The following is a 12,630-nucleotide window of genomic DNA, read 5'->3' on the forward strand; positions in this document are numbered from 1 at the left end:
AACGTCCGCTCATCAACAAGGTGCAACTTTTTCCACTGGCCGCCTGCGATTTACGAAGACGGTAGAATCGCTTTGTCGGTTTCGGGTCGCGAAGCCGGATGCGAGGAAGGCGGCATGCACTGCGGGGGCGCGATGAACAGGCTTAAGCTGCATAGGCTTCACGAACTGGACGAGATCGGCTTCTTCAAGCCGAAGTCCTGGGGGTTTTGGCGCGCCGTCATCGTGTGCTTCTGCGCAGGCTGTATCGTGGGGCATTGGCTTGAGATTCCCTATTGCCTGTTCATGGACCGGTGCTTCGGCATCGTGTCGGACGGTTACGCCGTGTGGACCGACCCGTGGTACCATCCCTATTGGGTGTACGGCTTCGGCGCGGTGGTCATGACGCTGGTGCTCGAGCCCTTCAAGGAATCCGTGGTGCGCCGGCGCAAGACCGTGTGGGGCGCCCTGCTGGAGACGTTTGCCTATTCGACTCTGCTGGCCATGGTTATGGAGCTCGTCATCGGTTGGCTGGTGAACCAGCCGGATGCGACGGGCGTGTACCCGTATTGGGACAACTCTCAGATGCCGTTGAATATCTTCGGTCAGGCATGGCTTGTCAACGACCTGGTCATAGGGCTTGTGGCGGTGTTCTACATCTGGATCATCTATCCGCTTGTGTGCGGGATGTTCGACGCAGTGGGCGCTCACTGGGGCTCCCGCGCCGCGAACGTGCTGTTCGCCGTCATCGTGGCGGTCTTCGCGCTGCTTTGCACGGCGTCCTACCTCCAGCTGGCGCTATAATGGCATCTATTGTTTGAAACGCATTCTCCCAAGGAGCTGAACAGCCTATGGAAAAGCAATCGTCCGAGAAACGATTCGCCCTGCTCATCGATGCCGACAACGTGTCGGCGAAGTACATCAAGCCCATTTTGGACGAGCTGTCCAAGTACGGGACTATTACCATCAAGCGGATCTTCGGCGACTGGACGAACACGCTGCATGGGAAATGGAAGGACACGCTGCTGGAGAACTCCATTACTCCCATCCAACAGTTTAGCTACACCCAGGGCAAGAACGCCACCGACTCGGCCATGATCATCGACGCCATGGACATCCTGTACACCGACTCGGTTGACGGGTTCTGCATTGTGTCCTCCGACAGCGATTTCACGCGCCTGGCCAGCCGCCTTCGCGAGAGCGGCCTTACGGTCATTGGTATGGGCGAGAAGAAGACCCCGGTGCCCTTCCGCAAGGCCTGCGACATCTTCACCACGCTGGAGCTGCTGCTGCCGAGCAACCGCAAGGGCCGCATGAAGGCTGACGGCGCCGTGGAGGAGCAGGCCGGCGGCGAAGGTCCCACCATCGACGACGTGGAGCAGGCGGTGGTGGACATCATCACCGAGAACCTGAACAACGGCAAGTCGACGGGCCTTGGCGAGGTTGGAAGCCGCATGCTGAAGCGCTACCCCGACTTCGATGTGCGCAGCTACGGCACTAACCTGCTCTCGAAGCTGATAGACGTGTTCAAGACCGTGCGCATCACCAAGGACGGCAGCTCGGTGACCGTGGTTCTTACCGAGTTGGGGGAGCAGCGGGCGCGGGGCCATGTGGAGCCGAAGGCCGACGAGGCGCAGGTCGGCAAGGTCGCGCCCGCTTCGCAGCCGAAGGGGGAGGTCAAGGGCGGCTTGCCCAAGCCGGCGCAGAGCAAGCGCGCGCGCACCCTGCTCGACGCGGTCGCCGACCGCAAGCCCGAGCTTCCCCAGACCGCGCTTGCGAAGGGGGCGCTGCCCGAGGGCGGCCAGGGGCCTTCCCAGGCTGCGGAGAGCGAGGTCGCGCCGGACGCTTTCGAGGCGCCCGCAACTGCGCACCGCCAGCCTCGTCGTCGCCATGGCAAAGCGGCCCCCATTGCGGTGGAGCAGCCCGCAGCTCCGGCCGAGCCCGCCCCCGCCGCCGAGCCGTCCGCTTCCGGCACGGCGCAGCCCGAGGTCGAGAAGGATGATCGGGACCGTCGCCCTGGACGCTCCGTTCGCAAGGCGCGCGGCCAGGCGAAGGACGCGGCCTCGGAGCCTGCGGCGGCTGCCGAGCAGGATGCCGTCGGCAAGCCCGAGCAGCCCAAGCGCCGCGGCCGCAAGCCGAAAGCCGCCGTCGAGCTCGAGGGCGCGCCGGCCGAGAAGGCGCAGCCGGCTCAGGAGCCGCAAGCCGGGCAGTCCCCAAGCGAGCAGCCCAAACGCCGAGGCCGCAAGCCCAAGCCCGCTCCCACCGTCACGCCTGCGGAGTTCGTGCTGGAAGCCGTCCGCTCTGCCGGGGATTCGGGCATCATCCTGGAGCGCCTGGGGCAGCAGGTGCGCCGCGAGTTCAAGGACTTCAAGGTGAGGGATCTGGGGTTCACCCAGTTCCGCCAGTTCGTGGCGTCCATCGAGGGCATAGCGGTGGAGCGCGAGGACAAGAGCTTCGTGGCCAAGCCGCTTTCCGACAGGGGCTAGCTTATGAACGTGGTCGTGTACTGTGGCTCGTCCTTCGGGGCGAACCCGCGTTTTCGGGAGGCTGCCCGGGTGCTGGGGGAGTGGATAGGGCTCTCGGGCAACCGGCTGGTCTACGGCGGCAGCTCCGTGGGGCTTATGGGCGTTGTCTCCCGCGCCGCCCTGGATGCCGGGGCCGAGGTGGACGGCGTGGAGCCCCAGTTCTTCATCGACGCCGGCGTCGAGCAGCACGACCTGACGAACCTGTTCGTGGTGCAGACCATGGCCGAGCGCAAGACGAAGATGATAGAGCTGGGGGACGTGTTCGTGGCGCTGCCGGGCGGCGTAGGCACCTTGGAGGAGATTTCCGAGATCGCCTCGAGGGTTCGCCTGGGGCTTGGCCAGGACGCATGCTACCTGCTGAACGTGGACGGCTTCTACGAGCCGCTCAAAGCCCAGCTCGCCCTCATGGAGCAGGAGGGGTTCCTTTCGCCCGAAGATGCGGGACGTTACCGCTTCGTCTCTTCCGTTGAGGAGCTTGTGGGGATGATAACCTCCTCGTAGTGCTACAGTGGTTCGCCAAGGAACAAGGTAATCCGTTGGCGCAAAGGGGAAAGGATCGCCTATGGACGGTTTGAAGAGTGTTGCCAAGGCGTGGAGCTCGCTGAGCTTGATCAAGCGAATCATCATCGGCTTGGTGATAGGCGCGCTGCTGGGCGTGTTCGCCCCGCCGGGTCTCAGCATCGTGGAGCTTCTGGGCACCGTGTTCGTGAACGCCTTGAAGGCTGTGGCGCCTATCCTGGTGTTCTTCCTGGTCATCAGCTCGCTTGCGAACGCGAAGTCCGCCGGCGCCATGAAGACCGTCGTGCTGCTGTACCTGGTGGGCACCTTCATCGCCGCCGTGGTGGCCGTGATCGCCTCCCTGCTGTTCCCGGTTGACCTGACGCTGGTCACCACCGTTGAGGACACCGCCGCTCCCTCCGGCGTGGGCGAGGTGCTGGGGACGCTCATCACCAACGCCGTGGCTAACCCGGTCAAGGCGCTGGCCGAAGCGAACTACCTGGGCATTCTGGCCTGGGCCGTGCTGCTGGGCGTGGCCGTGCGCGTGGCCGGCCAGCCGGTGAAGGACGTGTTCACCAGCATCTCCGACGCCATCTCCACGGTGGTGCGCTGGATCATCGCCTTGGCGCCGTTCGGCATCTTGGGGCTGGTGTACACCTCCGTTTCCGAGAACGGTCTGGAAATCTTCACCGAGTACGGGCAGTTGCTGCTGGTGCTGGTGGGCTGCATGCTGTTCGTGGCGCTGGTGGCCTATCCCGCCATCGTGTTCTGGGGGACTCGCCAGAACCCCTATCCGCTGGTGCTGCGCTGCCTGAAGGACTCGGGCATCACCGCCTTCTTCACCCGCAGCTCCGCCGCCAACATCCCGGTGAACATGGAGCTGTGCCGCAAGCTGGGGCTGAACAAGGACAACTACTCGGTCTCCATCCCCCTGGGCGCGACCATCAACATGGGCGGCGCTGCGGTCACCATCACGGTCATGGCCATGATGACGGCCCATACGCTCGGCATCCAGATCGATCCGATTACCGCCGTGCTGCTTTCGGTGCTCGCCGCCATTTCCGCTTGCGGCGCCTCCGGCGTGGCGGGCGGCTCGCTGCTGCTCATTCCCCTGGCCTGCAGCTTGTTCGGCATCGGCGCCGACGTGGCCATGCAGGTGGTGGGCATCGGCTTCATCATCGGCGTGATCCAGGACTCCTGCGAGACCGCCCTGAATTCGTCCTCCGACGTGATGTTCACGGCCACTGCCGAGGCGCGTGCTTGGCGCAAGCAGGGCAAGAAGGTGGACTTCAGCGGTCCGGACAAGTTCAGCGACGACGAGCTGGAGTAGCATTTGCGCCCAAACCGGTTTTGCGGGCCGCTCCGTTTGCGGGGCGGCCCTTTCTTTTGGCGTGGAAACGGGGAGCCGCTGGTTGAACCTGCAGACCGCCTTCTTCCCCTTGCCGGCGTGCTCCCTTTCTTTTGCTGCGAAAACGGGGCGCCCTGTTGGTGGACGGCTGCGGCTGTGGTAGTATAGGCGGGCGTTTTTGCGCAGCGCCGAACGTGCGGGCGTGGCGGAATTGGCAGACGCGCCAGATTTAGGTTCTGGTGGGTAACCCCCGTGAAGGTTCAAGTCCTTTCGCCCGCACCACTTCTTGTTGTAGCAAGCGGCTCTTTTCGGTGGTTGTCGGCAAATCCACGAAATTCCCGCTTCACAGACCAGCAAGGTTCGGGTACACTAATCGTCGCTGTTTTTTAACAGCCTATGTCGGAGTGGTGGAACGGCAGACACGCAAGCTTGAGGTGCTTGTGCCCGTTACGGGTGTGCGGGTTCAAATCCCGCCTCCGACACCAGCATCGCAACGTCGGCTTCTTGCCGGCGTTTTCTTTTATCGGACCGTCCAAGGAGCGATTCCGTGTCAGCCATGCTCGTGAAACCCAATCCGTCGAACCGCCTGGGCGAGGTGAGGCGCGTTCTGTGGCTGGTGCTCTTTCTGAACCTTGCCGTGGCGGCTGCCAAGTTCGCGTGGGGCACCTTGAGCGGCTCGGCCTCCATGCAGGCCGACGGCATCCATTCGGCCTTCGATTCCGTGGGCAACGTCGTCGCGCTTTTCGGCATCGCCGTCGCCTCCCGCCCGGCCGACGCGGGCCATCCCTACGGCCACTCCAAGTTCGAGGCCTATGCGAGCGTCGCCATCGGATGCCTGCTGCTGGCCGCCGCGCTTTCCGTGGGCAGCTCGGCCGTCTCTCGGCTGGTTTCAGGAGGGGGCGAGGTGGAGGTGACGCCGGTCTCCTTCGCCGTCATGGTGGGAACCCTTGGGGTGAACCTTGCCGTGACGGCTTACGAGCGGGCGGTGGGCAAGCGCTTGCGCAGCGAGGTGCTGCGGGCTGATGCTGCCCACACGTTCTCCGACGCCCTGGTATCCGTGGGCGTTATCGCGGGCCTTGCGTTTGTCTGGCTGGGATTTCCCGTAGCGGACTCGGTCATGGCCCTGGTGGTGACCGTGGCTATTCTGGCTACGGCGTTCTCGGTGCTTCGCCAGGCGCTTTCCACTCTCTCGGACCATGCGCGCATTCCCCGGGACGAGCTGGAGGCCGTGGTGCTCTCCTGCCCGGGCGTGCGCCATACCCACAAGATCCGCACCCGGGGAACCGAAGGGGAGGTGTATGCCGACCTGCACCTGCTGGTGGACCCGGCAATGACCGTGCAGGACGCCCATAATCTGGGCGATCGGGTGGAAGCAGCGCTCAAGGAGGCGTTTCCCCAGATAGAGGAAGTGCTCGTGCATATCGAACCGGATGACGGCCACAAGGACTGAGCCGGCCCCGGGTTTTCATCCGGGGAGAGCAGGACGAAAGCGCGCATGCCGGGCGTGTTCACGCGAGAATACGTACGAACATGCCCTGTATGCGCGCTTCGAGGTTGGCGCGCATACAGGTCCTTAGCGAGTGAGGCCTGCGGGCGCGGCGGTTAGCGGGCCAGGTACTCCAGCACCTTGTCGGTGCTCACCACGCGCGAGTCGTAGCATCGGCTGAAGTACTCCAGACCTGCCTCCTGGGTGCCGATGAGAAACGTCGCGCAGGCGTCGGCCGCCACGATGGACTTGTAGGTGCGGAAGTACGCTCCGGCAAGGGTCTGCAGCACGCAGATGTTCGTGTCCGCGCCCACGGCGATGATGGTGTCCACTCCCAGCTCGCGCAGCAGCAGGTCCAGATCGGTCTGGAAGAAGCCGTCGTAGCGGCGCTTGGGCACCACGAAGTCCTTGTCGCACAGCCCAAGGCGCGCCAGGGGCTGCGCTGCGTCGGTGCCCTTGATGCCGTGCTCTCCCCACAGCTCGATCTCGCGGTCGACGCCGGGCAGGTGCGCATCGCAGCTGAAGACGACCGGCACGCCTGCCTTGCGGGCCGCAGCAGCGATGCATGCGGCGTTCTGGGCCATGTCGCCAAGCCCGGGAATCACGTCGCCGTTTCCGCCAAGCACGTCGATGACCAGGACGGCGGTCTTCGCCAGGTCGATATCGTCGGATTGCTGCCAGGGGGTCTGCTGGGCTACGGGAAGGTATGTCATGGATCGCCTTTCTGTCGGGGTGGATCGCGCGGGTTCTCTACGCTTCGGCTGCTGCATCCGCCGCCAGCGCCTTCGCTTCGAGGTCGAGGAGGAAGCGCTTGATGTGGACGCCGCTCGCGTAGCCCACTAGGCTGCCGTCGGCCCCCACCACGCGGTGGCAGGGAATCAGGATGGGCAGCGGGTTTCTATTGTTGGCGCCCCCTACGGCGCGGAACGCCTTCGGGTTGCCCACGGCCTCGGCCAGCTGCGCGTAGGTCCACGTGGTGCCGTAGGGGATGCCTTGCAGGGCACGCCAGACGCTTTGCTGGAACGGCGTGCCTGCGGGGTTGAGCGGCAGATCGAAGGAGCGCCGCCTGCCGGCCAGGTACTGCTGGATCTGGGTGGCCGCCTCGTTGGTGAGGGCGGTGGGGGACAGCTGCCCCGGCGCTTCCTGCTCGCCGAAGAGCACGCGGGTGATCGCTTCTCCATCTGCGGCGATGGTGAGCCTGCCCAGGGGCGTGCGGTAGACGAAATGGGCGAGCTTCTTCGGCATGGGGCTCCTTCGCGGAATCGATGCAACCGTGGCCGTTGCGTTCGTTCGCCATTATACCGTCCGCGCCGGCCTTCCGAAGAACTACAATGCCAGCAGAAAGGAAAGCGCGGTCATCGGCGCTTGCCGCAGTCGGTGCGGCGGTGCGGGCCGCGCAAGGCAACGAGCGAGGAGCAGTCAGTGTTCGAACCGATCGTCATCGCCCCCTCCATCCTCTCCGCCGACTTCATGGACCTCGGCCGGGACGTAGCCGTGCTGGAGGAGGGAGGTGCCGGGCTCATCCACGTCGATGTGATGGACGGCCATTTCGTGCCGAACCTCAGCATGGGCGTGCCGGTGGTGAAAGCCCTGAAGAGGCGTACCCGGGTGCCCTTGGACGTGCATCTCATGATAGACAACCCCGCGCGCGAGCTGCCCTGGTTCATCGACGCCGGGGCCGATATGCTCACCGTCCATGCCGAGGTGCTCTACGGCGACGAGCTGGCCTCGTGCGTGGAATCTATCCATGAGGCGGGCGTGCGGGCCTGCGTTGCCCTGAAGCCGAGGACGGCGGTGGAGGTGCTCGCGCCCGTTATCGGGATGCTGGACATGGTGCTGGTCATGTCGGTGGAGCCCGGCTTCTCGGGCCAGAGCTACATCGCCGGCAGCGAGCAGCGCGTGGCCGCCGTGGCCGCCATGGCCCGCCAGGCGGGGGCAGCGCCGCTTATCCAGGTGGACGGCGGCATCGGGCTGCAAACCGCGCCTTTGGTGGCAGCTGCCGGTGCCGACGTGCTGGTATGCGGAAACGCCGTGTGCGCCCAGGACGACCCTGCGGCTGCCATGGCCCGAATCGCCGCCGCGGCCGACCGGGCACGCGAGGCCGCGCTTCGCGGTTGCCCGGAGGGGGGAGCGCGATGAGCGGTTGCGCGCCTGGGAAGGACTACGTCTACCTCGACTACGCGGCCACGGCCCCCCTCGTCCCCGAAGTGCTGGAAGCGTGCGGCGGCTTTCTGGCTGCGGGCGCGGAGGGGCTTTTCGCCAATGCCAACGCCAACTCGCTTCATTCCCCCGGTCGCGAGGCCTACCGCATCATGGAGCAGGCTCGGCGCACGCTGGCGGAGTGCCTGGGCGCCGACCGTCCGTCGGAGGTGGTGTTCACCAGCGGCGCCACCGAGGCCGATAACGCTGCGCTGCTGGGGCTTTCGGTAGCTCAGGTCCAGCGCCGCCGCCAGGCCGGGCGGGGCAGCTTCACGCCCCATGTTGTCGTGTCCGCCATCGAGCACGACGCGGTGCTGGTCGCGGCTCGGTCCCTGGAGTCCCAGGGCCTCCGCGTCACCAGGCTTCGTCCGGACCGTCAGGGATTTGTCGAGGTGCGCTCGCTTGAGCAGGCGCTGGACGACGATACGGTGCTCGTGTCGGTGCAGGCGGCCAATTCCGAGGTGGGAAGCGTCCAGCCGGTGCGCCAGCTTGCCGATGCGGCCCATGCCGCCGGCGCCCTGTTCCACACCGACGCGGTGCAGGCCTTCGGGAAGATGCCCGTCTCGGTGGGCGAATGGGGGGTGGACGCGGCAAGCTTCTCGGGCCACAAGCTGGGGGCTTTCAAGGGGGTGGGCGCCCTGTATCTGCGCGCCCGCACCCCGTTTGCGCCCACGATGCTGGGCGGCGGGCAGGAGTCGGGGCTTCGCAGCGGCACCCAGAACGTCATGGGGATGGTCGCCTTCGCCGCTGCGGCTCGGGTCGCCGTGCAGCTGCAGGAGGCCGAGGGCGCCCGGCTGCGGGCCCTGCGCGACCGCCTGTACGCCCGCCTGGCGTGCTATCCGCAGGTGCAGCCTACCGTGGAGGTGCCGCCCTTAAGCGAAGACTTCCTGCCCAATATCGTGAACGTGCTGGTGGACGGGCTGGAAAGCCAGACGCTCATCCTGCGCTTCGATGCGCTGGGCTTCGGGGTGTCGGGCGGGTCGGCCTGTTCGTCGCAGTCCCTCGACCCCAGCCACGTGCTGCTGTCCCTGGGCGTTGACTCCGATACGGCCCAGGGGGCACTGCGCATCTCCATGGGCCGCTACACCACCGAGGCGGACGTGGACGGCTTCGTCGAGGCGTTTGGAAAGGTCCTGGCATGGAACTCGTAACCACCCATACGCACACCGGCTTCACCAACCACGGCCACGGCAGCGTAGCAGAGCTGGTGCAGGCGGCTGCCGATGCGGGGGTGTCCACCATCGCGGTGACCGAGCACTACCCGCTCACCCGTGCCGTCGACCCCGCCAACTACGTGTCCATGGCGTCCGAACGCGTGGGGGAGTACTGCGCCGACATCGAGCAGGCGGCGAAGGGCCACCCGTCGGTCGAGGTCATCTGCGGCTGCGAGCTCGATTGGCTGGGCGAGCAGGAGGACCGCAGCCTCTCGGCCCGGGACATGGAGCCCTTTTCGCTGGTGCTGGGGTCGGTCCACTTCATAGACGGATGGCCCTTCGACGACCCGGCCCAGCGCGGCTTCTGGGACGAGGCCGGGGCGGACTACATATGGAACCGCTATGCCGACATCTGGTGCCGGGCCGTGACCGAAAGTCCCTTCTTCCATGTGATGGCCCACCCCGACCTTGCAAAGAAGTTCGCCATCTACCCGTCCTTCGACCTGGGGCGCCTCTACGAGCGCATGGCCGAGGCCTGTGCGAGCGCCGGGCGAATGATCGAGGTGAACACCTCGGGCGCCACTTACGCTTGCCGTGAGATGTTCCCGGCGCCGAAGCTTTTGGAGGCGTTTCGCCGCGCGGGAGTGCCCTGCACCGTGGGCACCGACGCCCACGAGCCGGCCCATGTGGCCCGGGGCATCCGCGACGCTTACAGGCTCATGTTCGATGCGGGTTACAGAACGGTCACGGTACCGACAAGGGACGGCGACCGCCGAGAGCTGGCGCTGGGGTAGAGTGGGCGCCAGAAGGCGTTTGCCGCCGCACGCGCGTTTACGGAAGGGATGATAGCGATGAGCATGGGCACCGGTGCAGGCATCGAAGAGTCGGAGGGCATGGTCAGGTTGGTCCCGGGGGCCTTGCAGCGCCCCGCGTCCCCGTTGACCGTCGGCGCGCTCAATCGCCAGCTTCTGGCCGATTTCCCCGCCGCCGACGCCGAGCCCTGGGATCGCACGGGCATGACGGCGGGCGATCCGGCCCAGCTGGTCCGCAAGGTGGCCTTCGCGCTCGATCCCACGGTGGAGGCCATAGTCGCCGCTGCCGACGGCGGCGCCAACGTGCTCATCACCCATCATCCGCTTTACCTGAGCGCGCCCGATTCCTTCGCTCCCGCAACCTCCGTCGCGACAAGTCCCGGGGCCGGCGTATGGTGCGCTGTAGAGCGAGGCGTGGCCGTGCTGTCGTTCCATACCGCCCTCGACGTGTCCCCTCGCGCCCAGCGCGTGCTCCCCGGCCTTCTGGGCCTTGCGTTCCAGCGCGTACTGCAGCCGCTTCCCGACACGGTGGAGAAGGGCTACGGGCAGCTGTGCGATTTCGGGGACGGCCCGATGCTGACCTTGGGCCAGCTCTCCGCCCGCTGCACCTCGGTGTTCGGCCGCGCGCCGCGGGTGTGGGGCGACATGGGCCGCGGGCTTGAGCGGGTGGTAACCTGCACCGGGTCGCTGGCGGACACCGGACGTGCGGCGTTGCGCGCCCAGGCGGACTGCGTTGTCTGCGGCGAGGCGAAGTACCACGAGGCCCTCGACCTGTCCCAGGCCGGTCTCGACATCATCGAGCTGGGCCACGATGCCAGCGAGCTGCCCCTGGTGCCGGTCCTGATGGCCGCCGTTTCGGCTTTGGGTGTTCCGGAAGATGCGATGTTCGTTGTGAATCAGAGCCATAACTGGTCGTATCCGGAGGCCGTAAGGGTATAATGCCCTTAGCGGAATAGGCTTTCACTGGGCGTTTTGCGCTTCGGGGCTGGTTCCGTGACCGCTCCGACCCCAAAGGGGGGCATATGCGCTTAGACGAAGACACCATCGCCGACCTGTTCCGCATCCAGTCGCTTGTCCTGGAAGCGAAGGGCGCCGCCAAAGAGCTCGAGGAGCTGCCCGAACGAGCCGTCATCCTTGCCGCCCGCACAAAGAAGCGAGCCATCGAGGAGAAGAACATCGAGGTGGGCAAGCTCTACGAGGCGGCCGAATCGAAAGCCGCGGCCTTCGCCGAGGAGGATGCCGCGCTTGCGGAGAAGCAGCGCAAAGCCCAGGCGGACATCGACGAGGCGCGGGGGAGCTACCGCAACGTGGAGGCCCGCTCCAAGGAGATGAACGGCTACGCGAAGCGCCGCGCCGTGCTGGAGCAGAATCTGTCGGACGTGCTGGACGAGCTGGCCCGCATAGAGACGGTGCAGAAGCAGGTGTCCATGGCCTTGGCGGCCCTCAACAGCAAGGAGGCCGAGGCGACGGAGGCCTTCGTGGAGAAGGGGACCGCCCTCAAGCGCCGAATCGCGCAGCTGGATGCCGAGCGTGCCGAAATTGAGCAGCAGGTCCCCGCAGACGTTATGAGGGCGTTCCAGCAGCTGAGCGACAGGACCGGCGGGGTTGCCATCGCTCGCTTGGCCGGCGGGGCATGCAGCGCCTGCCGGGCTCCGGTCGACGCGGCGCGCGTAACGCACATGAGGGCATCGGGCAACGTGGGCAACTGCCCGCAGTGCGGCCGTCTGCTGGTGCTGGACTAGCCGCGGGCGCATCTCGTCCGCTCTGCGGCGGGCACGCGATACGCGACCAAATGGATCGAACGCACAAAAAGCCCCGCAAAGCGGGGCTTTCCCATGCACCGTATCGGAAGCTTGCTGTTAGGCGCGCTCCACCTTGCCGGCCTTCATGCACTTGGTGCACACGTTGGCCTTGCGGACGTGACCGGACTTGTCCTTGATGGTCACGCGCTGGATGTTGGGACGGAACCAGCGGTTGGTCACCTTGTGGGAGTGGCTGATGGAACGACCGGCCACCGGGTGCTTGCCGCAAACTTCACAAACCTTCGACATTGTCATCACTCCATGTACGTCTGCTATTCGGTATGAAACCGTTTATGACAAAAAGCTTTCTAACTATAGCACAGCAATCAAGATTGGTACAAGAATTTTCTGTGTAGTATGACGGAGGCCGCAGATATGTTGACAGGTCAACAGGTTGCCGTTGCGCTATACTCCTGTAATGGTTGCAAACCGCGAGGTGCGCCACGTGCGCCGTCGCGTTTCGGAAAGGAAAGCCATGAGCAACACGATCCCCGGAAACCTGCATGTTGCCAACGACGTCCTTGCGGACATGGTGGGCAATGCCGCGCTCGAATGCTACGGCGTGGTCGGCATGGCGGCGCCTACGGCGGCCGACGGCATCGCGAAGCTGCTGCCCGCGTCGCGCCTGCGTCGAGGCGTGGTCGTGACGGCTGCCGACGGAGGGGTGCACGTGGAGCTCTATGTGATCATAGAGTACGGCACCAACATCAATACCGTCTCCCAGAACCTGAAGGACCAGGTGTCCTTCGTGCTGAAGGAGTACGCCAACGTGCCTCTGGACGGCGTCGAGGTGCACGTGCAGGGCGTGCGCGTGCGCAAGTAACGTCTTC

The 12,630-nt window shown here is 65.6% G+C and carries 14 protein-coding genes and 2 tRNA genes; 13 read left to right on the forward strand and 3 right to left on the reverse strand.

Annotated features, from left to right (window positions below; translation table 11 throughout):
• The first annotated feature begins 114 nt into the window (after positions 1-114).
• The 7 genes from NFR41_RS07185 (at position 115) to NFR41_RS07215 (ending at position 5,797) form a co-directional block, all read left to right on the forward strand.
• Positions 115-780, forward strand: a complete 666-nt coding sequence (locus NFR41_RS07185; RefSeq protein WP_251231304.1) for a putative ABC transporter permease — start codon at positions 115-117, stop codon at positions 778-780.
• A gap of 47 nt (positions 781-827) precedes the next feature.
• Positions 828-2,462 carry an NYN domain-containing protein gene (locus NFR41_RS07190; protein WP_251231305.1) on the forward strand — a complete coding sequence of 545 codons (1,635 nt, stop codon included), beginning with the start codon at positions 828-830 and terminating at the stop codon, positions 2,460-2,462.
• A 3-nt stretch (positions 2,463-2,465) separates the two neighbouring features.
• Positions 2,466-3,002, forward strand: a complete 537-nt coding sequence (locus tag NFR41_RS07195; protein ID WP_160212325.1) for an LOG family protein — start codon at positions 2,466-2,468, stop codon at positions 3,000-3,002.
• Positions 3,003-3,063: 61 nt separating this feature from the next.
• A complete protein-coding gene (gene sstT / locus NFR41_RS07200) occupies positions 3,064-4,329 on the forward strand; it encodes a serine/threonine transporter SstT (RefSeq protein WP_251231306.1) in 1,266 nt (421 codons plus the stop codon).
• Between the two features lie 214 nt (positions 4,330-4,543).
• A tRNA-Leu gene (locus NFR41_RS07205) sits at positions 4,544-4,629 on the forward strand.
• Between the two features lie 116 nt (positions 4,630-4,745).
• A tRNA-Leu gene (locus NFR41_RS07210) sits at positions 4,746-4,832 on the forward strand.
• 71 nt (positions 4,833-4,903) lie between these two features.
• Positions 4,904-5,797: a cation diffusion facilitator family transporter gene (locus NFR41_RS07215; RefSeq protein ID WP_251231367.1), complete on the forward strand. Its 894-nt coding sequence runs from the start codon at positions 4,904-4,906 to the stop codon at positions 5,795-5,797.
• Between the two features lie 152 nt (positions 5,798-5,949).
• Here the strand turns inward: NFR41_RS07215 and NFR41_RS07220 are convergent, their stop codons facing one another.
• A complete protein-coding gene (locus tag NFR41_RS07220; protein WP_251231307.1) occupies positions 5,950-6,546 on the reverse strand; it encodes a cysteine hydrolase family protein in 597 nt (198 codons plus the stop codon).
• A gap of 37 nt (positions 6,547-6,583) precedes the next feature.
• Positions 6,584-7,078, reverse strand: coding sequence for a methylated-DNA--[protein]-cysteine S-methyltransferase (locus NFR41_RS07225; RefSeq protein ID WP_251231308.1), 495 nt, complete (start codon positions 7,076-7,078; stop codon positions 6,584-6,586).
• Between the two features lie 177 nt (positions 7,079-7,255).
• Here NFR41_RS07225 and rpe point away from each other — a divergent pair, with 177 nt between their 5' ends.
• From rpe to NFR41_RS07250, 5 genes are all read left to right on the forward strand, one after another.
• Positions 7,256-7,972, forward strand: a complete 717-nt coding sequence (rpe, locus tag NFR41_RS07230; RefSeq protein ID WP_251231309.1) for a ribulose-phosphate 3-epimerase — start codon at positions 7,256-7,258, stop codon at positions 7,970-7,972.
• Complete coding sequence (locus NFR41_RS07235; protein ID WP_251231310.1) at positions 7,969-9,183, forward strand: cysteine desulfurase family protein; 1,215 nt, start codon at positions 7,969-7,971, stop codon at positions 9,181-9,183. Before rpe ends, NFR41_RS07235 begins: the two co-directional genes overlap by 4 nt.
• A complete protein-coding gene (locus NFR41_RS07240) occupies positions 9,171-9,980 on the forward strand; it encodes a histidinol-phosphatase HisJ family protein (RefSeq protein WP_160212331.1) in 810 nt (269 codons plus the stop codon). Before NFR41_RS07235 ends, NFR41_RS07240 begins: the two co-directional genes overlap by 13 nt.
• A gap of 57 nt (positions 9,981-10,037) precedes the next feature.
• Positions 10,038-10,937 carry a Nif3-like dinuclear metal center hexameric protein gene (locus NFR41_RS07245; protein WP_251231311.1) on the forward strand — a complete coding sequence of 300 codons (900 nt, stop codon included), beginning with the start codon at positions 10,038-10,040 and terminating at the stop codon, positions 10,935-10,937.
• Positions 10,938-11,020: 83 nt separating this feature from the next.
• The gene (locus NFR41_RS07250; RefSeq protein ID WP_251231312.1) at positions 11,021-11,740 is read left to right on the forward strand and encodes a zinc ribbon domain-containing protein; all 720 of its coding nucleotides are present in this window, start codon (positions 11,021-11,023) and stop codon (positions 11,738-11,740) included.
• A gap of 117 nt (positions 11,741-11,857) precedes the next feature.
• On the opposite strand, the gene rpmB is transcribed toward NFR41_RS07250, so the two are convergent.
• The gene (rpmB, locus tag NFR41_RS07255) at positions 11,858-12,049 is read right to left on the reverse strand and encodes a 50S ribosomal protein L28 (RefSeq protein WP_160212334.1); all 192 of its coding nucleotides are present in this window, start codon (positions 12,047-12,049) and stop codon (positions 11,858-11,860) included.
• 226 nt (positions 12,050-12,275) lie between these two features.
• On the opposite strand from rpmB, the gene NFR41_RS07260 reads away from it, so the two are divergent.
• On the forward strand, positions 12,276-12,623 hold the full coding sequence (locus NFR41_RS07260) for an Asp23/Gls24 family envelope stress response protein (protein ID WP_160212335.1): 348 nt from the start codon (positions 12,276-12,278) through the stop codon (positions 12,621-12,623).
• Positions 12,624-12,630: the final 7 nt, after the last annotated feature.

Origin of the sequence: Adlercreutzia aquisgranensis (assembly GCF_943193145.1) — a bacterium.
Taxonomy (GTDB): domain Bacteria; phylum Actinomycetota; class Coriobacteriia; order Coriobacteriales; family Eggerthellaceae; genus Xiamenia; species Xiamenia aquisgranensis.